The 25,658-nt window shown below is 68.0% G+C and carries 24 protein-coding genes; 4 read left to right on the forward strand and 20 right to left on the reverse strand.

Features of this window, described 5'->3' with window-relative positions; all coding sequences use genetic code 11:
- The first annotated feature begins 9 nt into the window (after positions 1-9).
- A complete protein-coding gene (locus tag ABIA73_RS00135) occupies positions 10-444 on the forward strand; it encodes a RidA family protein (protein WP_025879232.1) in 435 nt (144 codons plus the stop codon).
- On the opposite strand, the gene ABIA73_RS00140 is transcribed toward ABIA73_RS00135, so the two are convergent.
- From ABIA73_RS00140 to ABIA73_RS00185, 10 genes are all read right to left on the reverse strand, one after another.
- A complete protein-coding gene (locus tag ABIA73_RS00140) occupies positions 441-1,154 on the reverse strand; it encodes an energy transducer TonB family protein (protein ID WP_105164269.1) in 714 nt (237 codons plus the stop codon). The two genes, ABIA73_RS00135 and ABIA73_RS00140, sit on opposite strands and share 4 nt — an antisense overlap.
- On the reverse strand, positions 1,147-1,947 hold the full coding sequence (locus ABIA73_RS00145; RefSeq protein WP_099784567.1) for a ChaN family lipoprotein: 801 nt from the start codon (positions 1,945-1,947) through the stop codon (positions 1,147-1,149). The genes ABIA73_RS00140 and ABIA73_RS00145 overlap by 8 nt, the downstream gene beginning before the upstream one ends.
- The gene (locus tag ABIA73_RS00150) at positions 1,934-4,408 is read right to left on the reverse strand and encodes a TonB-dependent receptor (protein WP_154881355.1); all 2,475 of its coding nucleotides are present in this window, start codon (positions 4,406-4,408) and stop codon (positions 1,934-1,936) included. The genes ABIA73_RS00145 and ABIA73_RS00150 overlap by 14 nt, the downstream gene beginning before the upstream one ends.
- 79 nt (positions 4,409-4,487) lie before the next feature.
- Entirely contained in the window at positions 4,488-5,411 is a 924-nt protein-coding gene (locus tag ABIA73_RS00155) for a FecR family protein (RefSeq protein ID WP_354275212.1), read from the reverse strand.
- Positions 5,408-5,917, reverse strand: a complete 510-nt coding sequence (locus ABIA73_RS00160; protein WP_099784563.1) for an RNA polymerase sigma factor — start codon at positions 5,915-5,917, stop codon at positions 5,408-5,410. The genes ABIA73_RS00155 and ABIA73_RS00160 overlap by 4 nt, the downstream gene beginning before the upstream one ends.
- Positions 5,918-6,058: 141 nt before the next feature.
- Positions 6,059-6,598 carry a hypothetical protein gene (locus ABIA73_RS00165; RefSeq protein ID WP_099784561.1) on the reverse strand — a complete coding sequence of 180 codons (540 nt, stop codon included), beginning with the start codon at positions 6,596-6,598 and terminating at the stop codon, positions 6,059-6,061.
- Positions 6,595-7,122, reverse strand: coding sequence for a hypothetical protein (locus ABIA73_RS00170; RefSeq protein WP_105164267.1), 528 nt, complete (start codon positions 7,120-7,122; stop codon positions 6,595-6,597). Before ABIA73_RS00170 ends, ABIA73_RS00165 begins: the two co-directional genes overlap by 4 nt.
- Before the next feature lie 68 nt (positions 7,123-7,190).
- Positions 7,191-7,415, reverse strand: coding sequence for a hypothetical protein (locus ABIA73_RS00175; RefSeq protein ID WP_025879228.1), 225 nt, complete (start codon positions 7,413-7,415; stop codon positions 7,191-7,193).
- Positions 7,400-8,113: a glutamine amidotransferase gene (locus ABIA73_RS00180; RefSeq protein ID WP_099842814.1), complete on the reverse strand. Its 714-nt coding sequence runs from the start codon at positions 8,111-8,113 to the stop codon at positions 7,400-7,402. Before ABIA73_RS00180 ends, ABIA73_RS00175 begins: the two co-directional genes overlap by 16 nt.
- Positions 8,110-8,883, reverse strand: coding sequence for a YggS family pyridoxal phosphate-dependent enzyme (locus ABIA73_RS00185; protein WP_354275213.1), 774 nt, complete (start codon positions 8,881-8,883; stop codon positions 8,110-8,112). Before ABIA73_RS00185 ends, ABIA73_RS00180 begins: the two co-directional genes overlap by 4 nt.
- Before the next feature lie 75 nt (positions 8,884-8,958).
- Between ABIA73_RS00185 and ptsJ the strand changes: the two genes are divergently transcribed.
- Positions 8,959-10,242, forward strand: coding sequence for a MocR-like B6 salvage transcription factor PtsJ (gene ptsJ, locus ABIA73_RS00190; protein ID WP_354275214.1), 1,284 nt, complete (start codon positions 8,959-8,961; stop codon positions 10,240-10,242).
- A 10-nt stretch (positions 10,243-10,252) separates the two neighbouring features.
- Here the strand turns inward: ptsJ and ABIA73_RS00195 are convergent, their stop codons facing one another.
- The 7 genes from ABIA73_RS00195 to ABIA73_RS00225 all read right to left on the reverse strand — a co-directional run bounded on the left by ABIA73_RS00195 (position 10,253) and on the right by ABIA73_RS00225 (position 18,968).
- Positions 10,253-10,759, reverse strand: coding sequence for a hypothetical protein (locus ABIA73_RS00195; RefSeq protein ID WP_025879224.1), 507 nt, complete (start codon positions 10,757-10,759; stop codon positions 10,253-10,255).
- An 82-nt stretch (positions 10,760-10,841) separates the two neighbouring features.
- Positions 10,842-13,952 carry an error-prone DNA polymerase gene (locus ABIA73_RS00200; protein ID WP_354275215.1) on the reverse strand — a complete coding sequence of 1,037 codons (3,111 nt, stop codon included), beginning with the start codon at positions 13,950-13,952 and terminating at the stop codon, positions 10,842-10,844.
- A 5-nt stretch (positions 13,953-13,957) separates the two neighbouring features.
- Positions 13,958-15,367, reverse strand: a complete 1,410-nt coding sequence (locus tag ABIA73_RS00205; RefSeq protein WP_354275216.1) for a Y-family DNA polymerase — start codon at positions 15,365-15,367, stop codon at positions 13,958-13,960.
- A 9-nt stretch (positions 15,368-15,376) separates the two neighbouring features.
- Positions 15,377-15,991, reverse strand: a complete 615-nt coding sequence (imuA, locus tag ABIA73_RS00210; RefSeq protein ID WP_033831381.1) for a translesion DNA synthesis-associated protein ImuA — start codon at positions 15,989-15,991, stop codon at positions 15,377-15,379.
- Positions 15,992-16,277: 286 nt separating this feature from the next.
- Positions 16,278-17,285 carry a cyclase family protein gene (locus tag ABIA73_RS00215; protein ID WP_059064442.1) on the reverse strand — a complete coding sequence of 336 codons (1,008 nt, stop codon included), beginning with the start codon at positions 17,283-17,285 and terminating at the stop codon, positions 16,278-16,280.
- 34 nt (positions 17,286-17,319) lie between these two features.
- On the reverse strand, positions 17,320-17,970 hold the full coding sequence (locus ABIA73_RS00220; RefSeq protein ID WP_025879219.1) for a DsbA family oxidoreductase: 651 nt from the start codon (positions 17,968-17,970) through the stop codon (positions 17,320-17,322).
- A gap of 92 nt (positions 17,971-18,062) precedes the next feature.
- Positions 18,063-18,968 (reverse strand): LysR family transcriptional regulator, encoded by a 906-nt coding sequence (locus ABIA73_RS00225; protein WP_140226803.1) that lies wholly within the window; start codon positions 18,966-18,968, stop codon positions 18,063-18,065.
- A gap of 178 nt (positions 18,969-19,146) precedes the next feature.
- On the opposite strand from ABIA73_RS00225, the gene ABIA73_RS00230 reads away from it, so the two are divergent.
- Positions 19,147-20,025 carry a sterol desaturase family protein gene (locus tag ABIA73_RS00230; protein ID WP_354275217.1) on the forward strand — a complete coding sequence of 293 codons (879 nt, stop codon included), beginning with the start codon at positions 19,147-19,149 and terminating at the stop codon, positions 20,023-20,025.
- A gap of 8 nt (positions 20,026-20,033) precedes the next feature.
- Here ABIA73_RS00230 and ABIA73_RS00235 read toward each other — a convergent pair whose 3' ends face one another.
- Both ABIA73_RS00235 and ABIA73_RS00240 read right to left on the reverse strand, forming a co-directional pair.
- On the reverse strand, positions 20,034-20,738 hold the full coding sequence (locus tag ABIA73_RS00235) for a helix-turn-helix domain-containing protein (RefSeq protein ID WP_218787671.1): 705 nt from the start codon (positions 20,736-20,738) through the stop codon (positions 20,034-20,036).
- Between the two features lie 274 nt (positions 20,739-21,012).
- Positions 21,013-21,447, reverse strand: a complete 435-nt coding sequence (locus ABIA73_RS00240) for a VOC family protein (RefSeq protein ID WP_025878496.1) — start codon at positions 21,445-21,447, stop codon at positions 21,013-21,015.
- 336 nt (positions 21,448-21,783) lie between these two features.
- Here ABIA73_RS00240 and ABIA73_RS00245 point away from each other — a divergent pair, with 336 nt between their 5' ends.
- Complete coding sequence (locus tag ABIA73_RS00245) at positions 21,784-24,579, forward strand: beta-glucosidase family protein (protein WP_354275218.1); 2,796 nt, start codon at positions 21,784-21,786, stop codon at positions 24,577-24,579.
- Positions 24,580-24,726: 147 nt separating this feature from the next.
- Here ABIA73_RS00245 and ABIA73_RS00250 read toward each other — a convergent pair whose 3' ends face one another.
- Positions 24,727-25,632, reverse strand: coding sequence for a LysR family transcriptional regulator (locus ABIA73_RS00250; RefSeq protein ID WP_032975257.1), 906 nt, complete (start codon positions 25,630-25,632; stop codon positions 24,727-24,729).
- Positions 25,633-25,658 lie beyond the last annotated feature (26 nt).

Genomic DNA, 25,658 nt, shown 5'->3' on the forward strand with positions numbered 1-25,658 from the left:
GCATGCGGTATGAACCTGCTGACCACCCCGGACTTCAGCCATGGCCTGCTGGATCTGTTCGATCCGCCCGGCCTGCACGATCCCAGTGCCAACGGATATTCGCATGTGGCGGTGGTGCGACTGCCAGCGCGTGTGATCCATATCGCCGGACAGGGAGGCGAGGACGACCAGGGAAGCCTGTCGCCGAGCTTCGAGGAGCAGGTGTCGCAGGCACTGGACAATCTGCAGACCGCGCTGCGGTCGGCGCATGCGGATCTGGCCGATGTTGCACGACTGCGGATCCTGGTGGTCGACCACGACGAGGATCGCCTGGGCATCATCGCCCGCCAGGTGCGGCGACGTTGGGCCAATCGCGCAGCGCCGACCTGCACGTTGATTCCGGTGCCGCGGCTGGCGTTGGACGGAATGCTGTTCGAGATCGAGGCAGAGGCCTACAGCGCTTAGCGCAGGTAGTACTCCACCGGCACCACCAGTTCCTGCGGAGCTGGCAGTTCTTCTGGAATCCGGGGCAGAGGCTGCGCGCGGCGGAATGTCTGCAGCGCGCTTTCATCCAGCATCGGCTGTCCACTGGACTGTTCCATACGCAATGCCCGCAGGTGGCCGTCGCGGTCGATGCTGGCCCTGACCCATGCGGTGCCCTGCTGGCGCCGCGACCTCGCTACGGCGGGGTAATAGCGGTAACGCTCCAGCCGCGCCATCAGACGGGCTTCCCACTGGTCGCTGGCGGCGCCGGCCTGGAAGTCCGCCGGTGGTGCGTCCGGAGCGGGCGGTGCGGCCGTGATCGATGCCGGTGCGGAACGGGCATCGGTCGCGGCCGCAGGTGGGGCCACGGGCAAGGGCTGGTGGCCGTCGCCATTCTTCTCGCTGGCGGCGAGGTTGCCTTCGGGTGCCGCCGTGGCCCGCGGTGGTGGAGGTGTTTTCCGCGCTTCGGCTGCCCGCGATTGCTGGGCCTGGCTGAGGCGTTCGGACTGCAGTTCTTCCACCGGCTGCGGCGGCGTGGCTGGCGCCAGCAGGCGCAGGCTGATGCGCACGTCCTGTTCGGGAGGCGGTGGCAGCGGCGGAGTGGACACCCAGTGGACGAACAGCAGCAACGGCAGCAGGTGCAGGCCGATGCTGATCGTCACCGCTTGCCAGTGCTGCCGACGCTCACTCATCGCCGACCACCCACAACAGATCAGCGTCATCTCTCGCCACATCTTCGTCGACTGAGGCCAGCGCGATCACCAGCGCTGGCGCAGAGGTTGGCAGATAACCGGGTACGCCCGTGCCACGCAGCACATGCCAGCGGCCGGCGACGAGCAGGGCGGGTGCCGGCGACTGCATCAGCACCCGTGCCATCCGCGTGTCGCGCGCGTGCTGAACGGCGAGCATGCCGTCGAGCATGGGCGCAGCGTCGGCGTGCTGGGCCAGCACCACTGCTGACAACCGTTGCCGCGCGCCGTCGGCCGGGAACACCACCTCGGGCGATGACGCCAGCAGCGTATTGACTTCAGCGCGCGACAGGTTGCTGCCCTGCAGGCGGATGCCGCTATCGGTGGCGATCTGTACCAGTCCGCCATAGCGTGTCCAAGGCCAGCGGGGATCCCAGTCCAGCAGTTCGGCCAGCCGTTGCGATTCTGCCCGGTTGCCCTTGTCCAGCCAGCGCTGCACACGCTGCAGTCGCGGCTGGCGTTCGCTTTCGATCATCTCCAGCACCAGCGCGCCCTGCGGGCGCTGCTGCTGCAATGCCTGCAGCAGCCAACGTTCGGCGTCATGGTCGGCATCGATATCGTGACGCTCGCCGAGCAGCACGCGCTCGGCGGCAGCAACCCGCTGCACGAAGGCAGCCTGGTCGAGCTCCTTGCCACTGGCCAGGTCGATCACCTTGCCGGGCATCGGCTGCGCGCCGGCTGCCGCCGCCAGCGCGATCAGACCCAGCCCCAGCCAGCGCCGGCTAGAACGCCACATTGACGCCCACCGAGACGGTACGGCCACGGCCGTTGCCGCGGTCCAGGATCGGGCTGAAGATGCTGTCGATGGAGGCGTTGTTGTCATAGGCCTTGTTCTGCAGGTTTTCGATGTTCAGCCACAGCGTGGTGTTGGCCTGTGGCTTGAAGCTGGCGTAGAAATCCAGCAGCACGCCGGTGCCGCCGGTCTTGCGGGTCTGGAAGAAGTCGTAACCCTCTTCGGTGGGGCCGGAGTACTCGGCGCGCACACCGGCCTGCAGGCGCTGCTGCCACCAGCGGCCGCCGACATCCAGCGTCCAGTAGCGGTCGGGCAGGGCGGTGATGTCTTCCAGGTTGACGAATTCGATGGCCGGCGCGCTGGTGCGCGAGCGGGTCCAGCTGAGGGTGGCGTGGTAGTGCTCGCTGGCGTAGTGCGCTTCCAGTTCCAGGCCGCGCATGCGCACCACGCCGGGATGGTTCATCCAGCGCGTGGTGGTGCTGAAGTCGTCCACCTCCAGGCTGTCGGTCCACGCGTTGAGCTGCGGGTCGCTGTCGATCGGTACCACGAACGGTTCGACTTCCGGCGGATGCACGATCAGCAGGTACTGTGGCTTGATGTAATCGCGGATGCGGTTGTCGAAGCGGGTCAGGCGCAGCTGCACCAGGTCGCCGTCGACCAGCAGCGAGCTGGCGCTGAGGTTGGCGCCGAACTGCAGGTTGCGCGAACGCTCGCGGCGCAGGAAGGGGTTGGCGCCGACGCCGTCGGCATCGCTCATACCTTCCAGCGGGATCTTCTCGAAGAACATTTCCTGCACGCGCGGCGGCCGCGAGGTGCGCGAGACTTCGGCAAAGAGCTGCAGCCAGTCAGTGGCCTGCACCGACAGTGAGAGGCTGGGGCTGAGCGCATGCTGGGTGCGATCGACGTCGATGCCACCACCTCCGATCTCCAGGCATTGCCCAGGCACATCCGAGCAGGTGGGGACGTGGCCGCGGATGTTGTAGCGGTCCTGGCGCAGGCCCGCCGACAGTGCGTAGGTGTCGTACTGCAGCTCCAGCGTGGTGAACACGCTGTCGAGTTGGCTGCGCCCTTGTGGGTTGGCGCCACGCAGGGTGGGGGTATCGGCAACGAAGATGTCCGACTGGTGCTTGATGCCGGTGTTCCAGCGTGCCTGTACGGCGCCGAGGTCGAAACGGCTGGTGTTGTCCACGTTCCAGCTGCTCAGGCTGCTGTGGGTACGCCGGCCGATGTAGCTGGAATCTTCCACCGGCGGGTAGAACAGCCGGGTCTTGTTGGCGGCGAAACTGGCGCGCAGGTCGATCCACGGCGAGTAGGGCGTGTAGTGGTAGCTGGCGCGCTGGTTGCGGGCGGAAATCTGCCAGGGATAGTTGTGGTAGAAGTCGTTTTCATAGCGCATGTGGCTCAGGTCCAGGCGGTGCTGGTCGCTGGGCTGCAGGCGCGCCTTCAGCAGCCAGCTGCTGGGCTGCTGGCTGCCGGGGTCGGCATCGTTCTTCTGGCCATGGGACGTGGCGTATTCGCTGCTGCGGCTGCTGCTGGCGGCGGCCAACAGGCCGAACTGGCGATCGCCACCGTCTTCGCTGTGGCGCCAGGCACCGGCGAAGGTACGTCCGCTGCCATAGCCATTGTTGCCATGCCGATAGCCTGCACGCAGGCCCCAATCGCGGCCATCGGAGACCAGGTCTTCGATGTCCAGGGTGCGGAAGTTGGCACTGCCGGCCAGCGTGCCGGCACCCTCGCCACCACTGACCGCGCCGCGCTGTACGTCGACGCCTGCCAACAGGAACGGGTCCACGTAGGCGAACGGGCCGCCCGAACCATGGCCGGCGTTGTTGCGGAAGGTCTGGGTGACGCCGTCGATCATGGTGTTGACCCGGCCTGCGCCGGCCATGCCGCGGATGTTGACCTGCAGGCCGGGCTGGCTGCGCGAGTGGAAGCTGTGCGTGCCGGGCATCGAGCGCAGCAGGCTGTTGCCGTCCTGGCGCTCGGCCATGGCGACCCGCTCGCTGCCGATCTTCGGCGCGAAGCCATCCTGCGTGGCCGGAATGTACTGGCTGGCACCCGTGCCCGGTGTCGTGGCATGGGCAGTGCGCCCCTGCACGCGCAGCGGGCCGGTGTGGCGGCTACCGTCGCCGGTGCTGGCCGGCGCCGGTTCGAGGGTGGCACGGCGTGCATCGATGAAGCGCGCGCGCAGGCCACTGCCGGCCAGCAGCCGTGCCAATGCCTGGGTGTCGTCGAAGTCACCCTGCAGGGCGGGTGCGCTCTGGTTGGCTGGCATGGCACGGCCGATCACCAGATCGACGCCGCTGAGGCGGCTGTAGGCGTCCAGCGCGGTGACCAGCGGCTGTGCGGGAATATCGTAACGGCGGGTTGCGCTGGCCTGCGCCTGCGCGGTGGCAGCAAGCACGGGGGCGATACCGGCGCAGGCAAGAGACAGTGCAAGAACAAGGGGGCGGTGGGACAGCATCGTGGGCTCCAGGGAGTGACGCAGTGCGTCGTCACCCTGGGAAGACGCAGCGGTGGCCCGGATGTCAGGGTCGATGCGTTCAGCGTGCATCGGACGATGCCTTCGCCGGCAGCCACACCTGCAGGCTGGGCCCGATACGGACAACGCGCACGTGCAGTTCGGCGGCCAGCTGGTCGCGGCTGTGCGCGGCCGTATCCGCGTCGGCCAGCACCGTGACCGGCTGCCGCCGCAGTGCGTCGCCGGCGATCCAGGTGCGGCCGCCGTACCAGCGATCCAGATCCTGGACAACGTCAGCCAGCGGCGCGGAGACCCAGGCCAGCCGGCGTTCGCGCCATGCCAGCTGCGCCGGGTCTGCTGCAAGCGCGGCCGAGGGCGCCGTGCCATCGAAGCGCAGCTGCTGGCCGGCGGCCGCTTCGCTGCTGCCCGAGCCACTGTCCACGCGCACCTGGTGTTCGGTGACGGTCACTACGCTGGCATCGCCGTTGACCGCGATATCGAAGGCAGTACCCACCGCCGTGACCGTACCGTGCGGCGTATGCACCTGGAACGGACGGTCGCGATCAGGTGCGACCTGGAACCAGGCCTGGCCGTGCCGCAGCTGCAACGCACGCCGGTTGGCATCGATGCGCACGCCCAGTTCGCTGTCCGGCGAGAGCTGCAGGCGAGAACCGTCCTGCAGGCGCACCTCTTCGATTTCGCCTGATGCCGTGCGCAGTGTCTGTTCCGGCGGGAGGGCGTTGTGCCGGGTGTAGAGGCCGAGCGCACACAGCAGCAGCACGGCGATGCCGGCTTCGCGCAGGCGCCGGCGCTGGCGACGCTGCTGTTGCCGTTGCAGGCTTGGCAGTGCTGCACCGGCCTGCCACAGCCGCAACAGGTGCTGGTACTGCGCCGCGTGGCGTGGATCGGCCTCGTACCACTGGGTGAAGGCAGCTTCGTCGCGCTGTTCGTCGTGCGCATGCAGCCACCAGCGCGCTGCCTCGCGGGCAATCGGATCCTGGCTCATGCGGTCGGCACCTGCTGCAGGGCCACCAGCGCGCGCAGCAGATGGCCATGCGCGGTCTGCCGGCTGATGCCAAGCTGGCGGCCGATGTCGGCAAGGCCGAGCTGTTCGACGCGCGCCAGCAGGAACACCTCGCGCGAGCGCGGCGGCAGGGCGGCGATGATCGCGTCTAGGTGACGCAGTTGTTCGGCATCGAGCAGGCGTTGCTCGGGCAACGGGGCGGGATCGGCGATGGCCTGCAGCTGCGCGTCGTCCAAGGCCTCTTCGCGACGCCGCTGGATCAGGCGATAGTGGTCGGCGATCAGGTTGTGGGCGACGCGATACAGGTAGGCGCGGCCATTGCCGAGCAGGCCGCTGGCGGCGACTTTGACGACACGCAGCCAGGTTTCCTGGACGACATCATCGGCGTCACTGCGTTGTGGGAGTTTGCGACGGACGTGGGCGTGCAGCGGCCGGTAATGGGCGGCGCACAGCTGCGCGACATCCGTCGATTCGACAGGCGTGGGCACGGGGCGGGCGAAGGCTGGGGAAGGGAACAGCCCGCGGCGGCAAGGGCAGCGGCATTACCTTACAGTAAAGGAGAATCATTTGCATCTATAGGCGGGGAGGCAGGGTGCCGAGCGGATGGGCGTTGGCGGGTGCAGAGAGCGCTACGGCGAGCGCGCAGCGTTGGCCATCTGCAGCAGCAGTCTGTGGGCAGGGAAAAGGCGCAGGGTGGAGTAGCGGGCGCGGTAGTAAGCATCCCAGTAGCTGGCGGCGCGTTGTCGGCAGAGGTCGAAGAAGGCGTGGTTCTCGCTGATGAGCGCGGCATAGCGCTGCAGGCCGGTGTGCCGCGCCTGGATCGCCACGGTCGATGCGATCTCGTCTACGTACTCACCCAGCAACGCGAGATGGAAGGCATGCACCCAGGGCATCGGCGAGGGCCCCAGCGTCTCGATCGCACGTTGCCGTACATGTCCGTCGCAGTGACGCGAGAGCAGGCAGAGGCAGAGGGCGCGCGTATCACCCTGCAGTTGGGATGCGAGCCGGAACAGGTCCGTGGCGTCGGCGTAGATACGATAAGGGAACCGCAGCAGTTCGCCTTCGATGATGAGGCTTCGTTCGCCATTGCCCGACAGGTTGTCGATCCGGCCCAGCCGTTGCTGAAGGTCGGTGCAGGTTGCCTGCAACACGCGGGGAACGTCGATCAACGCGACGGTTCCGCCAGCGTGATGCCGCGATAGTCGCAGTGGATCTGCAGGCTCTCCGTGGCGTTGGGGTGCAGATCGAAGCCGCACCGCTGCAGTGCATGCTTGGCCGCTGCAACGGCGTCGGCATGGCGGCTGACGCGCTGCTGCTGCCAGCGCAGTGGAGTGAACACGCCCAGCGGAAGCAGGCGCAGGCGCTGGCCGTGCAGGACCAGCGAGACATCCACATGACGCCCGTCCAGATCGTGGCCATTGGCGCCGAAGATGGCGTCGATCTCATCATGGCGATGCCGATAGCAGCAGCGGAACACGGCGATGCCCAGCCGCCGGACCACGCGCCGGAAGCCGCCCAGCTGTCCCTGGCTGCATTCGAAGCCGCGGGTGACCAGCAGACGCAGCGTGGACGGCAGCAGGGCCTGCGCGTCGAGCAGGCGCTGCAGAACCTCGGCCTCGACGATGACCTGTGACGCGGGCCAGCGTGGGGCAATGCGCAGGCCGTCGATGGTGCCGCGTGACAGTTTCAACATGCGTGAAGCTTCGCATGGGAGTGGGTAGCCGGGTAGTGCCGGCCGCTGGCCGGCACCTGGCGCGATGGTCAGAGATCGCGGTACTGGATCTGCGCGGCCAGCACGCGCAGGCCATCGGCAGTGCTGGAGAGGATGCGCTCCTCACCGATGCCCTTCTGCCGTTGCAGGCTGAAGCCTTCGGCGGCGGGCAGGCGTGCGGCGATGGCATCGATGCGTTGCAGCGCGTTGGGACCGTCACAGTCGAAATGGCCCCAGTGGATGCCGTTGTGCTGGATGGTCAGGCGGTAGTGCATGGGCGGGTCTCCGGCAGGTCGTGCAGCCACTGTTGGAACATCGCGGTCGCCGCGGCGGCGAGAGGCCCGCCGTAGCGGCGGGCCTGCGCGCGCAGGTCGATGGGATCGATGCCGGCCGCGGCCAGTTCCAGCGCGTGGCCGATCAGCCAGCGCTCGAACTGGCGCGCATCCAGTTCGGGATGGCATTGCAGGGCGAGTGCATGGTGGCCGATGGCGAAGGCCTGGTGGCGACAGGCGGGCGTACTGGCGAGGCGGCGTGCGCCCTCCGGCAGTTCGAAGGCTTCACCATGCCAGTGCAGCACCGGGATGCCCTGTAATGCCTGCAAAGGCGAGCGCTGGCCTTCATCGGTGAGCAGCAGCGGTGCGAAACCAATTTCCTTGCCGCCGGTGGGGGCAACGACCGCATGCAGTGCGCGCGCCATCAACTGGGCGCCCAGGCAGATGCCCAGCGTCGGCCGCTGTTGCTGCAGGCGACGCTGCAGCAACGCGATGCTGTCGGCGAGGAACGGGTAGGCCGCTCCATCGTTGACGCTGATCGGGCCACCCAGCACCACCAGCAGATCGGCATCTTCGGCTGCATCGAGTGCATCCACGCCGGCTTGCAGTGCATGTACCTGCCATCCTTGCGCGAGCAGCAGCGGACGCAGGGTGCCAAGATCTTCAAAGGCCACGTGCTGCAGGGCAACGGCGCGCTTCATGCCAGTGCTCCCGGGGTGGGCCAGTAGAAGCTGTCGGGCGTAGAGCGTGCACCGAAGATCGCCTGGCCAACGCGGACGACGGTGGCACCTTCCTCGATGGCGACTTCAAAATCACCGGACATGCCCATCGACAGCTGCGACAGGTCCAGGCCTGCCGGCGCCGTCTGCTGAAGCTGGTCGCGCAGCTCGCGCAGGCGCACGAAGCAGGCGCGTACGCGTTCCACCTCGGGGGTGAAGATGGCGAGGGTCATCAGGCCACGCACGCGCAGGCGGTCGAAGGCGGGCAGCTGCTGCACGAAGTCGGCCACCGCTGCCGGCTCCAGGCCGTATTTGCTGGGCTCTGCCGAGGTGTTGACCTGTACGAACACATCCAGCGTACGGTCCTCCAGCAGGAGCCGCTGCTGCAGCGCCTCGGCCACGCGCAGGCTGTCCAGCGCCTGGAACTCGCTGGCGAAGCGTGCGACGTACCGGGCCTTGTTGGTCTGCAGGTGGCCAATGACCGACCAGTGCACGCCAAGGTCAGCCATGGCCTCGGCCTTGCGCTGCGCCTCCTGTACCTTGTTTTCCCCCAGCTGGTGGCAACCGGCGGCTACGGCCATGCGGATGCGTGCTTCATCGACGGTCTTGCTGACCGGTAGCAGGCGCACGCTGGCCGGATCACGACCGGCGCGGGCACAGGCGCTGGCGATGCGCTGGTGCACGGTGGCGAGATTGGCGGCGATCTGTTCGACGGACTGGGCGACGGGCCAGTCGGCGGCGGCGAGGGACATGGGGCACCTCCGGTGCGGGGTGGCCAGGGTGGGATACACTGGCACAGGACAAGAGATAGTTTGGCATAGGACAAAATGAAAATCACCGGAAACAGCGCCGAAGCGATCTTCGACAGCATCCGCGAGGGCATCGGTAGCGGCCATCTGGCGGCCGGCAGCGTGCTGCCGCCGGTGCGGGATCTGGCCGATCGACTGGGGGTCAACCGCAATACCGTAGCCGCTGCCTACAAGCGGCTGGACGCGGCGGGCCTGGCCAGTACGGCGGGACGTCGCGGCACTGTGGTGCGCGGCCTGCCGGCGACGATGGCACGCGAGGGCAGTGCACCGGGATTGGCCCTGCACGATCTGGCCGGCGGCAATCCGGATCCGCGCTGCCTGCCCAGCCTGCGGGTGGCTGCGACGTCCTCGCGCCTGTATGGGGTGGAGACGGTTGATCCACGCATGCAACGCCTGGCACGGGCCTCGCTGGATGCCGATTGCCCGCCGGGCTATGCGCTGGAACTGAGCCACGGCGCGGTCGATGGCATCGAGCGCCTGCTGTCGGCGTGGCTGCTGCCGGGGGACCGCATCGCGGTGGAGGATCCCTGTTTCCTGGGCAGCCTCAATGTCCTCGGTGCGGCCGGACACGTGCCGTTGCCGGTGGCGGTGGATACGCACGGCATGCAGGTGGAATCACTGCGGCAGGCGTTGGATGCGGGTGCACGCGCGGTGCTGCTGACCCCACGCTCGCACAATCCCACCGGTGCCAGCCTGGATGCGAAGCGTGCGCGTGCGCTACGCCAGTTGCTGGCCGGCTATCCGCAGGTGGCGGTGCTGATCGACGATCACTACGCGCTGCTCTCGCAGCAGAGCTATCACTCGGTGCTGCCGATGGACGGTCGGCGTTGGGCGCTGCTGCGTTCGTTGTCCAAGGCATTGGGCCCGGACCTGCGCGTGGCCTGGTTGGCCTGCGATGGGCAGACCGCGGTGCGCCTGCGCCTGCGCCTGGCGGCGGGCACCGGCTGGGTCAGCCATCTGCTGCAGGATGCAGCCAGTTCGGTATTGGAGTCGGCGCAGCAACGGGCGAAGGTGGCTGCCGCCGGTGAGCGCTACCAGCAGCGGCTGCAGGGTCTGCAGGCCCTGCTGCAGGCGCGCGGGCTGCCGACACCGATGCCGATGGAAGGCTTGAATCTGTGGCTGCCACTGCCGGCCGACAGCACGCCGCAGGTGCTGGCGCTGGCGGCGCGTGGCTGGCATGTGCGTGGGGGTGAAGTCTTTGCGGTGTCTGCACCGGCGCATGGGTTGCGCATCACCTGTGCGGCACTCGGCCCGCCGCAGCAACGTCGGTTGGCCGATGACCTGGCGGCGGTGATGCGCTGAGCGTGCGCGCTCAGGGCGCAGCGCTGGCGCCGGGGCGCACGTAGTAGGACTGGCCGCTGTCGTCGAGGAACACCAGCTCCGGCTTGCCCTGCCAGGAACTCAGCATGGCGCCGGTGTTGTTCTGGTGCTTGACCATCAGGCTGGCGCCGCGGTCCGGGTTGGCCACCACCTTGAAGACTTCGGTGGTGCCGGTGGCATCGTCAAGGGTCAGCAGGGCTTCGCCACCCCGGTCGCTGGTGCCGTAGCCGCCGCGCTCGGAGCCATCGGGGCCGAGCAGGATCAGGCCGGACAGGGCGGTGGCACGCGGCCCCTGCGGGCGGCCCCGGCTGAGGGGGTCGGGAACCGGGGCGCCGAGGATCACCCGCGGCTGGCCGCTGGCATCGTGGATGATCAGGCCGCGCGCTTCGATCACGCGGTGCGGTGACTGGCTGCGATGCAGGTTCCAGGCTGTCCAGCCGGAAACGAGCAACGCGAGCATGGCGACCACCAGGGTGGTCAGGGTCAGGGCACGAGCCATTGTGTATTCCTTCCTTGGACGTGGCCGACGATAGCGGAATCCGGTCGGTCGTGGCCAGTTCGGTGTGTGACGGTGTGTATCGTCAATGGAAGTCGCGGCTGTGGCTGCGCAGTCCCTGCAGCAGTTCGTCCAGGCAGTGCATGCGCTGCACGATCACATGCTGCACGCCATCCACGCGTTCCAGCCGGCCGTCGATCTGCATCAGCTGCGTATCTACCAGGACGTGGTGCTGGCGGTCGGCCAGATGTCGCCAGACCACGGCGTTGACCATGCCGGTTTCATCTTCCAGGGTAAGGAAGGTGACGCCGCTGGCGGTCTGCGGGCGCTGGCGCATGCGTACCAGGCCGGCGATGCGTACGCGCCGGCCATGGCCGTGGTTGGCCAGCTGCGCGGCATCCAGGCAGCCACGGGTTCGCAGCTGCGCACGCAGGAACGACATCGGATGGCGGCCGAGGGTGGTGCCGGTGCTGCGGTAATCGGCCTGCATGTCTTCCCAGGCGCTGGGCAGGGGCAGGGCCACGCGCGCTTCGGCGGTGGCCCGGGCCTGGTCGAACAACGGCAGGCGGTTCTCCACGCCGGAGATATCCCAGCGTGCGCGGTGGCGATGGCCGCTGAGACCGCGCAGGGCGCCGGCATCGGCGAGCAGGCCCTGCTGGCGGCGATCCAGTGCGGTGCGCTGGCAGAGATCGCCGACATCGTCGAAGGGGCGCCGTGCGCGTTCACGCATGATGATCTGCGCGGCCGGTTCGCTGCAGCCATCGACCAGGCGCAGGCCGAGCCGGATTGCCGCCGCGCCCTTGCTGAAGTCCAGTGTGCAATCCCAGTCGCTGTGGCGCACGTCCACCGGCAGTACCGTGATGCCATGCCGGCGCGCATCCTGTAGCAGCTGGTCGGGGCTGTAGAAGCCCAGTGGCTGGCTGTTGATCAGGCTGGCGGTGAATGCAGCCGGGTGGTGGCACTTCAGCCAGCAGCTGTTGTAGGTGAGCAGGGCAAAGCTGGCCGCATGGCTCTCCGGGAAACCGTAATCACCGAAGCCCTTGATCTGCTCGAACAGGTGCTCGCCATATTCGCGGCTGAAGCCGTTCTTCAACATGCCCGTCAGCAGCTTTTCGCGGTGCGGTTCCAGGCCGCCACGACGCTTCCAGGCGGCCATCGAACGGCGCAGCGCGTCGGCTTCGCCGGGTTCATAACCGGCAGCTTCCACCGCCAGCTGCATCACCTGCTCCTGGAACAAGGGCACGCCCAGAGTGCGCGCGAACACGCGTTCCAGTCGCGCTGGATACAGCGGGTTCTCCGGATCGTTCAACGCATCCGGGCCTTGTTCGCGCAGGATCCGCCGCCGCTCCAGGTAGGGATGCACCATGTCGCCCTGGATCGGCCCGGGGCGCACGATCGCTACTTCGATCACCAGGTCATAGAAAGTGCGCGGCTGCATGCGTGGCAGCATCGCCATCTGCGCGCGCGACTCGATCTGGAACACGCCGATGGTATCGGCGGCGCAGATCATGTCGAAGGTCTTTGTGTCCTTGGGCGGGATCGCATCCATGCGTCCTTCGTGCAGGCCGTGCTGCTGCAGCATCGCCAGGCATTTGCGGATGGCGGTGAGCATGCCCAGGGCAAGGCAGTCGACCTTCATCAGGCCGGTGGCGTCCAGGTCGTCCTTGTCCCACTGGATGACGGTGCGGTCGGCCATCGCTGCGTTCTCCACCGGCACCAGCGTCGACAGCGGATGCTCGGAAATCACGAAGCCGCCCGGATGCTGCGACAGATGGCGCGGAAAATCGATCAGCTCGGCGGTCAATGCCAGCAGCCGGCGCATCAGCGGTGTTTCCGGATCGAAACCGCGCTCGCGCAGGGTTTCCGGCAACGGAATGTTGCCGCCCCAATGGTCCATCGCCGCGCCCAGCTCGTTGACCTGGTCCATCGGCAGGCCCAGCGCACGGGCGACATCGCGGATCGCGCTGCGGCCACGGTAGCTGATCGCCACCGCCGTCAACGCGGCACGCTCGCGGCCATAGCGGTTGAATACGTACTGCAGTACTTCCTCGCGGCGCTCGTGCTCGAAGTCGATGTCGATGTCCGGTGGTTCATCACGCTCGGCGGAGATGAAGCGCTCGAACAGCAGGTTGCTGCGCGCTGGGTCGATCTCGGTCACGCCCAGCACGAAGCACACCGTTGAATTGGCGGCCGAGCCACGGCCCTGGCAAAGAATGTTCTGCTCGCGGGCGAAGCGCACGATGTCCTGTACGGTGAGAAAATAGGAGGCGTAGTTCTTCTTTGCGATCAGGTCCAGCTCGTGTTCGATCTGTTTGCGCTGGGCTTCCTTGATGCCCTCCGGCCAGCGCCAGGGAATATTCTTCTCGACCAGCACGCGCAGCCAGCTATCCGGGTCGTGGCCTTCGGGCACCAGTTCGCGCGGGTAGGTGTATTTCAGCTGGTCCAGGGAGAAGTGGCAGCGTTCGGCGATGCGCAGGGTTTCTGCCAGCAGGTCGGGCGGATACAGCTGGGCCAGTGCAGTGCGCGGGCGCAGATGGCGCTCGCCGTTGGCAAACAGGCGCCAGCCAGCCTCGGCCACGCTGCAGCGGTGGCGGATCGCGGTCAGCGTGTCCTGCAAGGCACGACGCCGGCGCACGTGCATGTGCACGTCGCCACTGGCGACCAGCGGCAACCGGTGGCGCTCGCCGAAGGCCTGCAGCTGCTGCAGCCGGCGCGTGTCGTCGTGTTCGTGGTGCAGCTCCACGGCCAGCCACAGGCGCTGCGGAAAACAACGGCGCAGCAGTTCCAGTTCGGTGGCCGCCGGTTGCCGGTCCAGCCACAGGCACAGCAGGCCCTCGGGCAGTCCCTGCAGATCCTCGCGCAGGCAGCGGTATCCGCCCTTGGCTGCCCGCCGGCGACAGGTGGTGATCAGCTGGCACAGTCCGGCGTAAGCGGCCTGGTTGGTGCACAGCAGGGCCAGCTTGGGCCCGTCTTCAACCTGGAATTCGGCACCGACGATCAGCGCCACGCCGTGCGTCTTCGCCGCCTGCCATGCGCGCACGATGCCAGCCAACGAGCATTCGTCGGTGATGGCCAATGCGCGGTAACCCTGGCCGGCGGCGCGTGCGAACAGTTCCTCGGCGGTGGACGCGCCACGCTGGAAGCTGAAGGCCGACAGGCAGTGCAGTTCGGCGTATCCGGGCAGATCGGTGTGCATGGGGCTCAACCGAACCAGCCGTGCAGCATCCACGGCGCATGCGGATCATTGCGCGTGCGGAAGGCCCAGCCCCGCTGGCCCTGCGCGGTTTCCACCACGTAATAGTCGCGGCGTGCATCGGCCTGGTCCCACCAGCCCGATTCAATCCGTTCCGGCCCGGCGACGATACGCAGGCGCGGATCGCGCAGCGGCTGTGGCGTCTCCAGCAGCCAGCCGGGGCGCAGCGGCCACCAAGCGGGTGGCTTGGCCGGTGGCTGGGTGCCACTGGCGCGTTCGGGGCGGTGGTCGGCCTGCACGGCCAGTGGCTGCACGGCGTCATCGCCGAGGCGGGCACGCAGGCGCTCGCGCAGCTGGGTCCATGGCATCGCCTGCGCCGGGCGGGTATCGAACAGGTCACGTGCGGCCGGCACGAACGGCGGCAGCTGCTCGGCCTGCAGGCGCAGCGCACGGCTGCCGGCGGGCAGGGCGAAGGCTTCCATGCGGTTGCGTGCGATCTCGAACAGCAGCGCCGCATCGCGTTCGGGGGCCAGCAGGCCGATGGTCAGCACGCTGGCCGGCAGCAGGTCGTGCTCGAAATGCAGATCGAAACGCTGCACGCCACCATCGCGCGAACACAGGAATGCGGCCAGATCCAGCAGCAGGCGCCGCAGCGGGAACAGCAGGGCCTGGCTGGATTCGATCTCGTATTCGAATTCGATGCGCGTATCGAACCGGTCCGGCGGCTGGTAATAGCGCAACGGCGCGTTGCCCAAACCGCGCACGGCATCCAGCTGCTGCAGTACCTCGGGGGCGAAGCGGCGGGCCAGGCTTTCGCGCGGCAGGTCGAAGGCCGCCCCCAGCGTGCGCAGGCCGGAGCGTGCCAGCACGGTCACTGCATCAACGGGCAGGCCACTACGCGCCAGTGGCAGCTGTGCCAGTGCGGCGGGCAGCTGCTGCGCATCGATGCCAAGGCCATCGTGCACATTGGCCAGCACGCGCGCGGCATGCGGGTTGGGGGCAGCGACCAGGCGATGGCGGAAGCCCAGGTCGTGCAGGCCGTTGCGCAGGCGTTGTTCGATCGTCAGCCAATCGCCGAACAGGGCACGGCTGGCACCGATCTCCAGCACCAGCGCATGCGGAAAATCGAGGCTGACCAGCGAGCTGGTGCCATACAGCCAGCTGGCCAGCAACTGCCGGGTGTGCTGTTCGGCGCTGGGATCGTAGTCATGCAGCTGCAGGTCCTGCACCAGCACCTGCGCGGCCGACAGCAGCATGCCCGGGCGCAGCCCCGCTGCCCGCGCGGCAGGGCTGACCGCACGCAGCACACGACGCTGCGCCGGCCCCTGCAGCAGTACCAGTGGCCGCTGTGGATCGGGCTGCAGGCGCAGCACGCTGTCCAGCGCCAGCTGCGGCAACAACAGGCAGGCCCAGTGCATGGCGCGGCCTCAGTGGGCGATGGCCAGCGGCAACGGCTGCGCTGGTGGCAGCCCGCCGCGGCACTTCAGCACCCGCACCTGGCCATGGTCGAGCTGCAGGCGCAGGCTGGCCGGGGAGGGGTTGCGGGCGGCGCGGGCCTCGCGGAACACGAAACCCAGGCACTGGCCGCTGTCGGCGGCAACCTGCAGGCGGCGCAGGGCACGATCGTCGGCCTGCTGCGGCCAGCACAGCACGGCGGCGCAGGCGGCAGAGCGCAGGCACTGCTCGGCCGCCCACAGCGCCTGCTTCGGCGCGGCGTGGATGATCTGCAGCTGGGCCAGGTCGAGCCCGGCGGCGGCCCATGCCGGGGCGTGCGGGCGATGGGGTGGGGCGACCAGCACGATCGGCCGTGGGTGCTGGCTCAGCTTTGCCAGCGCCGGCCAGACCAGGGCCAGTTCACCGACCCCGGGTGCGGCCTGCAGTACTTCGCACAGCCCGCTGGCTGGCCAGCCACCGCCGGGCAGGCGCGCGTCCAGCGCCGGGTGGCCACTGGCCAGATGGTCGCTGGCCTGCCCCTGGCGTGCCGGCCCGCGCCAGACCTGGCGGCCGTCCAGCAGGCGGTCGAGGGCGACGACGGCGCCCATCAGCCGGTCCTCCGGGGGAGGCGCCGGGCTGGCGGGAAGCGGCAGAAGTGGGCGGAAACGGCAGGCATGGAGCGAGTATCGACAGGCCGATATCAGGGGCTGAGACCGGACATGCTACTCGGCTTGTGAGTAATATTACTAATGAAATCGGAGGGCGGGGTTTCAGCTTGCTGAAGGAGGCAAAGCATCCACGCATGGCGTGGATCTACTGGGGAACGGGGGCCTGGATGCGGGAAAAGCGGTGCCGGCCAAGGTCGGCACCGCCCACCCTGGACCGGCTATCGGGTCACGGGCGGACCGGCAGGGCCACCGGGCGCAGCGGCGCGGCGTCGCCGCCGCGGATCTTCAGCGGGCCACCGATGAAGGCGAACTCATAGACCTTGTCGCGCGCCAGTTCATCCAGCGCCACCAGCTCGATGATCGGCGCGCCCTGCTGCGCCAGCAGGTAGGTGTGCAGCGGCACGTAGTCGTCGGACACTTCGGAAGGGAAGGTCTCGAAGCTGAGGTTGTCGGCGCCGACGATCATCGCGCCGCTGTCCTCCACCAGGAAACGCGCCGCATCCAGGCCCATGCCCGGTGGGTTGGCCATGTAGGCCTTGGGCTGTTCGAACAGGCGCATGCGACCGGTGCGGATCAGTACGATGTCGCCCTGCTGCAGCTGCACGTGCTGGCGTGCCAGCGCATCCTTCAGGTCCTGGCGGGTGACGCGGTAGCTGTCCGGCAGCATGTCCATGCCCTTGGCGCCGGCCACGTCGATCAGTACGCCACGGGCGATCAGCGGCGGGAATTTCTCGATGCCGGTGACGTTCCAGCCGCGGTCGCCGAGGTGCTTGTCGGCCTCGAAGCCATTCCAGATCTTTCCATGGATGCCGAAGTGGTTCAGCGCATCGATGTGGGTGCCGGTGTGGCTGTACATCGAGAACGCGGTGCCGGTGTAGCTGCGGGTGAGGTTCATCGTCTCGCCTACGCCCATCGGGTCGTCCATCACCGTGCCGCGCGGGGTGTGGGTCATCCAGAACTGGTAGTGCGGGTCGCCGGCATCCTGCCAGCTGGGCATGCCGACGTAGTACTCGGTGGCCAGATCGTAGGCTTTGCCGCCGCTGACCCGCGACAGGATCGCTGCGCGTGAGGCCTCGGTGATCAGGTTGAGGCGGCCGATCTCGTCCTTCGGCCCCCAGGGGCTGGTGCCGACCTGCTGGCCGGAGGGAACGCGTTCGTGCGCGGACACGGTGGTGGAAGCCGCGGCGCCGGCCAACAGCAGGGCCAGGGCGGTGCCCAGGGTACGTGGGGTCATGGGAATCTCCTTGAAGGTGGGGGAACGGTGCGGCTCAGGCCGCGACCAGCGGCGCCAGGGCCTGGCGCAGTTGCGGCAGCGGCAGGGTCTGCAGGCGCAGGCCGTTGCCGGTGATGACGGTGGGGATGGAGCGGATGCCGAGTGCGGCAGCTTCAGCGCGGTCGGCCTGCACGCGCTGGCGCACCTCATCGCTGCGCATCCGGTCGGCGAAGACGCCACGCCGATGCCCCAGCTGTTCGGCGATGTCCAGCAGCACCTCGACGTCACCGACGTTTCGGTGCTGGTGCAGGTGCGCCCACTGCACGGCATCGAACATCGCGCCGTGTGCGGCGTTGCCGCCGAGCATGCCGGCGGCCTGGCAGGCCAGTGCACCCAGCCAACCGGAAGGGTATTCGAAGTCCTGTGCCCGCATGCCGTCGATATCGATGCGCGCGCTGTCGTCATGCGCGGCGCAGTCGGCCCAGTGGCGCAGGATGATGGCCTTGGCACGCGGCATCGAGCCGAATACCTCGATCATCTGTTCGCGCGAGTCCTGCAGCACGAAGCTGCGGTGGCGGACCTGGATGCCGAGTTCGACCGAGACCTGCTGCAGGCGCGGGGCCAGCACGAAGCACCAGCCGCAGACCACGTCATGAAAGAAATCGACCACCGGTGCAGTGGTGGTCAGCGAAGGAGAGGCGATCATCGGCCTGCCGTCCGTGAGAGGGGAGGCGGCAGAGTAGGCAGTGGCGCCGGGCCGAAACAGCACGCGGCGGGCAGCTCAGTTTTCGCTGGCGGTTACGAATCCAGCCCGGCGCAGGCGGGCAGTTCGGCGTGCAGGAAATCGATGAAGGCGCGTACCTTCGGTTGCAGGTGGCGCGCGGTGGGGTAGACCGCGTAGACGAACCGCGGCGGATAGCGATGGTCGGGCAGCACCTGCTGCAGTTCGCCGCTGGCCAGTGCCGGTGCGGCCAGGAACGAGGGCAGCGCACCGATACCGAGGCCGGCGACCAGCAGGTCACGCAGCAGCAGACTGTTGTTGGCGGTGACCCGTGTCGGCAGGGTCACCGTGACCTGGCCATCGGGGCCGAGCAGCGGCCAGCTGCCGGGTGAATCGGACAGGCTGTAGCCAAGCACGCTGTGCGCCTGCAGTTCTTCCACCACCTGCGGTGCCGGATGGTGCTGCAGATAGGACGGTGCCGCGCACAGCACCTGTTGCAGCGAAGCCAGGCGGCGTGCGACCAGCCGCGAATCTTCCAGTTCGGCGCGGATGCGCAGGGATACATCGAACCCTTCGCCAACCGCATCAAGCAGACGGTCTTCCATCACCAGGTCCAGTGCAAGCTGCGGATGCTGCTGCAGGAAGCGTGGCAGCAATGGCGACAGCGTGCTCAGCGCGAATGACTGCGGTGCATTGACCCGCAGGCGCCCGCTCACTTCACCGCGCTGTTCGGCGATGCCGCGCTCCAGCGCGTCCAGTTCATCGAGCAGGCGGCAGCATTCGCGGTAATAGGCATGGCCGGTTTCGGTCAGGCTCATGCGGCGGGTGGTCCGCTGCAGCAGCACTACGCCCAGGTGCGTTTCTAGCGTGCGCAGCTGCTTGCTCAGCCCGGCTGGCGACAGGCCCAGGTCTTCGGCAGCACGGGCGAGGCTGCTGCGTTCGACGATGCGGCGGAAGGCGCGCATCAAGGTGAAGGAATCCATGCCGGTCCAGGCCGCGATGAGGTCGACATTGTAGATCCACGCCAGACGTGGATCGCCCACCAAGGTAGGCATTCAACGTGAGCGGACGCGGGGTTGCGCTGTTTGTTCAAGCCTGCAGCCCCCATGCCGCGCCAGCATGCAGGCCCCTCACTGTTCAGAGCCAGCCATGAAGCACTGGATGCTCCGCCTGTATGCCCCGTTGTTCCTGCTGGGTTTTGTTGCCGCCGCCATCGCCTGGGTCGGCCACTCCCACGGTGACCCGTTGTGGCTGCTTGCCTTGCTGGCTGTCGCCATCGCGGTGTCGTTCGCTGCCGAGCGGCTGTGGCCTTACGATCCGGCGTTCAACCACGACCAGGGTGACCGCCTGCGCGACGTCCTGCATGCGCTGGTCAATGAAAGCCTGAACCTGCTGTCGATCGCCACGGTGCCGATGCTGGCGGCAATCGTGCCCTGGCACGTCTGGCCGACGCAGTGGCCATTCGCGCTGCAGGTGCTGGTGGCGATCATCGCGGCTGACCTTGGCATCACCCTGGTGCACTACGCCAGCCATCGCATCGGCTGGTTGTGGCGGTTGCATGCGGTGCATCACAGCGTGACCCGCATGTATGGCTTCAATGGTTTGATGAAACACCCACTGCACCAGGCCGCCGAAGCGGTGGGCGGCGTACTGCCGCTGCTGCTGTTGGGCATGCCGATGCCGGTGGCCGCGGTGCTGGCGTTCGCCATCGCGATTCAGCTGCTGCTGCAGCATTCCAACGTGGACATGCGCCCGGGTGTGTTGGGCCGGATGATGGCATGGGCACCGCTGCACCGCTTCCACCACATCCGCTATGGCACTGCAGGTGATGTCAATTTCGGTTTGTTCTTCACCGTGTGGGACCACCTGCTGGGGACCGCGTTTGATGCACCGGGCTATCGGTTGCGGCAGCGTGATCTGGGCATCGGCAGCCAGCCGTACTATCCGCAGGCCTATTCCGCACAACTGCTGGCGCCCTTCCGCGCGCTGCCCCATGGCGAGGTGCCGGAGCTTCCGGAAGGCCTGCGCAGGCGCGGTTGATCGATGCCTCAGGCTGCGTGCAGCTGCAGGCCCTGCAGTTGCGCGGCACCGATGCCGAACATGCGGCGCAGGCTGCGCGAGAGGTGGGGCAGATCGGCGAAACCGGCGGCATGCGCGCTGTCGGTCAGGCTGTGCCCGCGCAGATGATGCGCCAGCGCACTGCGCAGCCGTTGCCACAGCACCCAACCGCGCAGGGTCACTGCCAGCTCGGACTGGAAGCGCCGATGCAGCTGGCTGGTCGACAGATGCGCGGCCTCGGCGATATCGGCGGCCGGCACCGGGCCGGGCAGGTGCTGGGTGATGCGGGCCAGCGCCGCCTGCACGCGGCGGTCCAGGGGCTGCGGGCGGCTCAGTCGCGGCAGCCACTCGTGCAGCTGCGCGGCATTGCCAGGCAACGACTGCAGATGCTGCTGGATCTGTTCGAGGTCGGCATGTGCCGGTTCGAGGAACACCGTGCAGCCGTCAGCGGGCGCCGACAGGATCGCGTGCGATTGGAAGGAGCGCAGCCACAGCCGTTGGCCCTGCTGCTGCACGCCATCGATCTCGACCTGCCAAGGGTCGCCCTCGCTCAGCAGCAGCTGATGGGCGTAGTGCGCGTGCGCGGCGCTGTCACCGGCGTGGCCCTGCAGCACGGCCACGTGTGCATCCAGCAGCAGGGTGCCATTCCAGGGTAGAGCGGAGGAGGACATGGAGGAATTGTAGATCCACGCCATGCGTGGATGACGTATGCCGCAAAGGTTCATGGGAAAAACATCCACGCATGGCGTGGATCTACTGCGCGCCGGGAATCTGTCGAAGGCGGGGTGGGGCCGGTTGCGGGGGCGTGAGCCGCATGGATGCGGCGACCGAGGCTACATGGACGTACTTGCGCCGTCCCCCGCAACCGGACCTGCCCCGCCTACCAACAGGAGCCCAGCTTTTGCTTCGGCTATTGCTGTTGCAGTTGCCGTTGCCTCTGCGGGTGCCGGGCGCAGCCCGGCCGCCACCTCACCGCCCCTGCGGGTCCGGCCGGTGGTGCACGTACTCGACCACGGTGCCATCGGGATGCACCGCATTGAACGCCGCACCGGTCGGTACCACCTGCAGCGGAAAGATGATCTCGGCGCCGGCGGCCACCAACTTGTCGTGATAAGGCCGAACGTCGTCGACCAGCAACGTGCCCGTGGTCGACGTGAACGGCGCCAGCGCCTCGTCGCAGCCTTCGATCAGCAGGAACGCACCGACCATCGCCAGCCGCAGGCCCGCATCGGGAAACGGAAAGCCGGCATCGGCGACCACACCCTGCAGCTGCTCGTAGAAGGCCACGCTGCGTTCCAGTTCGCCGGGGGCGACGAACACCCGGATCAACACGCGCGGGCTGCGCTGGCTGGAGGTGTCACAGCGGTCGCGCCAGAGATGGTCGAAGTCGCGATGTACGGTCATGGGCTCGAATCGTCGCCGGGGAGAACCATTATCGGCAGCGCCGTGCAGCCCGTTGATGACCGCCGGTGATGGGCTGATAACCAGTCCGCACATCGCGCCTGTGACTTAGGTCCTGTTGACAGCGATGAACGCCCTCGCACACTCTTCACATGATGGGTCGCCCTGCGCGGCCCGGACAGGCAGGTTGTCACGCACGGGAGGAGGGTCCCGCGCGCAGACCGGCCCGTCCTCTGGCCTGCAAGGCGTTGCCCGGCAACGCATGCGCGGCATGACGCTGCACCCTTCGGCGGCACTTTCCCTGGACCGATTGCCTTGGCAACGGAATTACGCCCGCCGATGAAAACGTTTACAAAGCCGCTCGCCCTGTCCCTGGCCCTGTCTGCCGCACTGGCCACCCCGGCCTGGGCCGACTCCGCCGCCTTCACCGTGCTGACCCTGGAACAGGCGCCGACCGCGGACGCGATGCCGGCCCTGGCTGCCCAGTTGAAGACCCTGCAGGTGGATGCGGTCAGCGTTCGCCAGGTACAGCGCGGCATCGGCCAGGTCGATCCGCTGCAGCTGCTGGCCGATGGCCTGGGCTACCAGTACCGCTTCATCGCCGCCGGCAAGGATGACGGCCAGACCCAGCACGGCCAGGCCGTGTTGACCCGGCTGCCGATCGCCGCCGAATCCGGCCCCGACCAGCCGGGCCTGAACTACCTGCGCCTGGATGACGGCCGCCATGCAGTGGCGGTGTACACCGACGCTGGCGCCGGTGCTTCGCAGTTGCCGGCACTGGTGTCGCGTTCGCGACTGGGCGCGCCGGCGGTGCTGCTCGGCGCGGTGGCCGGTGAATCGGCCAAAGCGGCCGGCTTCGATCCGGCACGCGTGGCCCTGGAGGCCGATGCCAGCTATTTCAGCGATGGCTTCCAGGCCGCCAGCAGTGCGCCGTTCAAGGTTGAAGGCAGCGCGATGCGTGCAACCCTGCTGACCCTGGCCTATGCGGCTGACAAGGGCGGCGAGCAGCCGTGGATGGATACCACGCTCACCGCCGATGCGCGCGCTGCGCTGCTGCTGAAGGCGATGACCGAGGACGAGAAGTTCCAGATGCTGCACAGCTACTTCGGGCTGGGCAAGGACGGTGGCAAGCTGCCGGAAGGTGCGGTGGGTTCGGCCGGTTTCGTGCCGGGCGTAGCGCGCTTGGGCATTCCGTCGCAGCAGTCGGCCGACGCCGGCGTGGGCGTGACCAATCCCGGTGGCATCCGCCCGGGTGATTTCGCCACCGCCATGCCGTCTGGCCCGTCCACGGCGTCCACCTGGAACCGCGGTGTTGCCTTTGCCGGTGGCGCGACGATGGGCCGCGAAGCCTGGCAGCAGCGCTTCAACATCCTGCTGTCCGGCAGCGTCAACCTGCAGCGTGACCCGCGTAACGGCCGCAACTTCGAATACGCTGGTGAAGACCCGCTGCTGGCCGGTTCGATGGTCGGCGCAGTGATCCAGGGCGTGCAGAGCCAGCACGTGATCTCGTCGATGAAGCACTTCGCGCTGAACGACATGGAGACCCGCCGCAACTTCCACGACGTGCGCATTGGCGAGCAGGCCATGCACGAGTCGGATCTGCTGGCGTTCGAGATCGCGCTGGAAGCTGGCCGCCCGGGCGTGGCGATGTGCTCGTACAACAAGATCAACGGTACCTACGGCTGCGAAAACGGCTACCTGATGAACCAGGTGCTGAAGCAGGAGTGGAAATTCCCCGGTTTCGTGATGTCCGACTGGGGCGGCGTGCACAGCGGTTCGAAGGCGGCGCTGGCCGGCCTGGACCAGCAGTCGGCCGGTGAAGTGTTCGATGCGGCGGTGTTCTTCGATGAGCCGCTGCGCCTGGCCGTGCACGGCGGCGTGGTATCGCAGGCGCGCCTGAACGACATGGTCGCGCGCATCCTGCGCACGATGTTCCTGCACGGCAATTTCGACAACCCGCCGCAGCACCAGAAGGTCGACGCTGAAGCCGGTTTCGCCGTGGCCCAGCGCACGGTGGAAGAAGGCAGCGTGCTGCTGCGCAATGAAGGCAGCCTGCTGCCGCTGGCCGACAGCGCCAAGCGCATCGTCATCATCGGTGGCCATGCCGACAAGGGCGTGATCGGTGGCGGCGGTTCGTCGATGGTGGGCGTCACGGCCAAGGGCACCAACGCGGTGCCGGGCGTGCTGCCGACCACCTGGCCGGGCCCGGTGATCTTCCATCCGTCCTCGCCGTTGGAATCGCTGCGTGCCGCGCGTCCGGACGCCACCATCACCTATGTTGACGGCACCAATGCCGCCGCTGCGGCCAAGGCTGCTGCACAGGCGGATGTGGCCATCGTGTTCGCCACCCAGTGGGCGGCCGAATCGGTGGACCTGCCGGACATGCAGCTCCCGGACAACCAGGATGGGTTGATTTCGGCGGTGGCCAAGGCCAATCCGAAGACCGTGCTGGTGCTGGAAACCAACGGCCCGGTGCGTACGCCGTGGCTGGCGCAGGTGCCGGCGGTGCTGCAGGCCTGGTACCCGGGTATCCGTGGCGGTGAAGGCATTGCCGCACTGCTGACCGGCCAGGCCAATCCGTCCGGCCGCTTGCCGGTGACCTGGGTGGTGGACGAATCGCAGCTGCCGCGCCCGCACATCGATGGCCTTGGCTTCAAGCCGGCCAAGCCGTTCGGCGATGTGTTCGATTTCGATATCGAAGGCGCCAACGTCGGCTACAAGTGGATGGCGGCCAAGGGCCTGACCCCGACCTTCGCCTTCGGCCACGGCCTGTCCTACACCTCGTTCGCCTATGAAAACCTGAAGGTGAGCGTGGAGGGTTCGCGCCTGGTTGCCAGCGTCGACATCCGCAACACCGGCAAGCGCGCCGGTGCCGACGTCGCCCAGCTGTACCTGAAGCTGCCGGCCGGCAGCGCCACGCCGATCCGCCTGATCGGCTACGACAAGGTCGAGCTGCAACCGGGCGAACAGCGCCGCATCCGCATCGAAGCCGAGCCGAAGACCCTGGCGCATTACGATGCGCAGGCACGCCAGTGGAAGATCGCCGGCGGCACCTACCAGGTGCAGTTGTCGCGCAACGCCGCCGAGCCGCTGCAGACGGTGGGCGTGCAGCTGGTGGAGCAGGTGCTGCGCTGATCCGCTGCGGCACTGATGGTTGAAGACACGGCCCCGCAAGGGGCCGTGTCTGTTTACGGGGTGCCGCTGCGCTCGCCGGGCATGGCCCGGCGCTACCCGGTTACGGGCATCCCGGTAGCGCCGGGCCGTGCCCGGCGGGCGCAGGATTCAGCTGGCGTCGTCACCAAACCAACCGCGCAGGAAATCGATCAGCTGCCGCACCTTCGGCGAGGGCTGGCTGCTGTGCGGGTACACCGCGTACACGCTCTGCTGCGGGAAACGATGCTGGCGCAGCACCGGCCGCAGGCGGTCGTGGGCGAGATCGTCCTCGATCAGCCAGCGTGGCAGCACGGTCACTCCTGCACCGGCCACGGCGAACGCGCGCAGGCTGCTGGCCCCATCCACGCGTATCACCGCGTTGCCCGGATTGGTGGCGAACAATGCATCGCTGCCATCCGGCGCGACCACCGGCACATCGGCCAGGCGCGGATAGCCGAGGCGGGGCAGGGTGCCCAGCAGTACCGGATCATCCACCGCCTCGGCGGACCCCAGGCGCGCCAGCAATGCCGGAGCGGCGACCGCGCACAGCGGGTGACGTTCCAGCTCGGTGGCATGCAGTTGCGAATCGGGCAGGCGGCCGAGGCGGATCGCCAGGTCGAAACGCTCGGGAATCAGGTCGGCCGGTGCCGGCGAGGTCGATAGATGCAGCGCCAGCGCTGGATGCTGCGCGCGGAAGGCTTCCAGTGCTGGAATCAGCCGCAGCTGCGCGTACTCCGGGGTGGTGGTCAGGCGCAGTACGCCCTGCAGTTGATGCTGGTCGCGGCGCGCGGCATCGATGGCGGCCTGCGCGGCATCCAGTGCCTGCACGCAGTGCTGCAGGAACTGTTCGCCGGCCTCGGTCAGCGCCAGGTGGCGGGTACTGCGCAGCAGCAGGGTTACCCCCAGCTCCTGCTCCAGCCGCTTCAGGTTGAAGCTGACCACGGCCCGGCTCAGGCCCAGGCGCTCGGCGGCGGCGGTCAGGCTGCCGGCCTCGACCACGGCACGGAAGATATCGAAGCGATCGAGGCTGACCATGGTGGCTGATTGTCAAAACAGGTTTG

The sequence above is a fragment of the Stenotrophomonas sp. 2694 genome, assembly GCF_040548715.1.
Taxonomy (GTDB): Bacteria; Pseudomonadota; Gammaproteobacteria; order Xanthomonadales; family Xanthomonadaceae; genus Stenotrophomonas; species Stenotrophomonas indicatrix.

Coding starts and splice junctions, on each gene's coding strand:
- ABIA73_RS00195 (WP_025879224.1), bottom strand. CDS start 10,759: ATGGCTCGTGCCCTGACCCTGACCACCCTGGTGGTCGCCATGCTCGCG.
- ABIA73_RS00250 (WP_032975257.1), bottom strand. CDS start 25,632: ATGGTCAGCCTCGATCGCTTCGATATCTTCCGTGCCGTGGTCGAGGCC.
- ABIA73_RS00150 (WP_154881355.1), bottom strand. CDS start 4,408: ATGCTGTCCCACCGCCCCCTTGTTCTTGCACTGTCTCTTGCCTGCGCC.
- ABIA73_RS00215 (WP_059064442.1), bottom strand. CDS start 17,285: ATGACCCCACGTACCCTGGGCACCGCCCTGGCCCTGCTGTTGGCCGGC.
- ABIA73_RS00220 (WP_025879219.1), bottom strand. CDS start 17,970: ATGATCGCCTCTCCTTCGCTGACCACCACTGCACCGGTGGTCGATTTC.
- imuA (WP_033831381.1), bottom strand. CDS start 15,991: ATGGGCGCCGTCGTCGCCCTCGACCGCCTGCTGGACGGCCGCCAGGTC.
- ABIA73_RS00230 (WP_354275217.1), top strand. CDS start 19,147: ATGCTCCGCCTGTATGCCCCGTTGTTCCTGCTGGGTTTTGTTGCCGCC.
- ABIA73_RS00180 (WP_099842814.1), bottom strand. CDS start 8,113: ATGAAGCGCGCCGTTGCCCTGCAGCACGTGGCCTTTGAAGATCTTGGC.
- ABIA73_RS00145 (WP_099784567.1), bottom strand. CDS start 1,947: ATGTGGCGTTCTAGCCGGCGCTGGCTGGGGCTGGGTCTGATCGCGCTG.
- ABIA73_RS00155 (WP_354275212.1), bottom strand. CDS start 5,411: ATGAGCCAGGATCCGATTGCCCGCGAGGCAGCGCGCTGGTGGCTGCAT.
- ABIA73_RS00245 (WP_354275218.1), top strand. CDS start 21,784: ATGAAAACGTTTACAAAGCCGCTCGCCCTGTCCCTGGCCCTGTCTGCC.
- ABIA73_RS00225 (WP_140226803.1), bottom strand. CDS start 18,968: ATGGATTCCTTCACCTTGATGCGCGCCTTCCGCCGCATCGTCGAACGC.
- ptsJ (WP_354275214.1), top strand. CDS start 8,959: ATGAAAATCACCGGAAACAGCGCCGAAGCGATCTTCGACAGCATCCGC.
- ABIA73_RS00135 (WP_025879232.1), top strand. CDS start 10: ATGAACCTGCTGACCACCCCGGACTTCAGCCATGGCCTGCTGGATCTG.
- ABIA73_RS00185 (WP_354275213.1), bottom strand. CDS start 8,883: ATGTCCCTCGCCGCCGCCGACTGGCCCGTCGCCCAGTCCGTCGAACAG.
- ABIA73_RS00140 (WP_105164269.1), bottom strand. CDS start 1,154: ATGAGTGAGCGTCGGCAGCACTGGCAAGCGGTGACGATCAGCATCGGC.
- ABIA73_RS00235 (WP_218787671.1), bottom strand. CDS start 20,738: ATGGCGTGGATCTACAATTCCTCCATGTCCTCCTCCGCTCTACCCTGG.
- ABIA73_RS00170 (WP_105164267.1), bottom strand. CDS start 7,122: ATGTTGAAACTGTCACGCGGCACCATCGACGGCCTGCGCATTGCCCCA.
- ABIA73_RS00200 (WP_354275215.1), bottom strand. CDS start 13,952: ATGCACACCGATCTGCCCGGATACGCCGAACTGCACTGCCTGTCGGCC.
- ABIA73_RS00175 (WP_025879228.1), bottom strand. CDS start 7,415: ATGCACTACCGCCTGACCATCCAGCACAACGGCATCCACTGGGGCCAT.
- ABIA73_RS00205 (WP_354275216.1), bottom strand. CDS start 15,367: ATGCACTGGGCCTGCCTGTTGTTGCCGCAGCTGGCGCTGGACAGCGTG.
- ABIA73_RS00240 (WP_025878496.1), bottom strand. CDS start 21,447: ATGACCGTACATCGCGACTTCGACCATCTCTGGCGCGACCGCTGTGAC.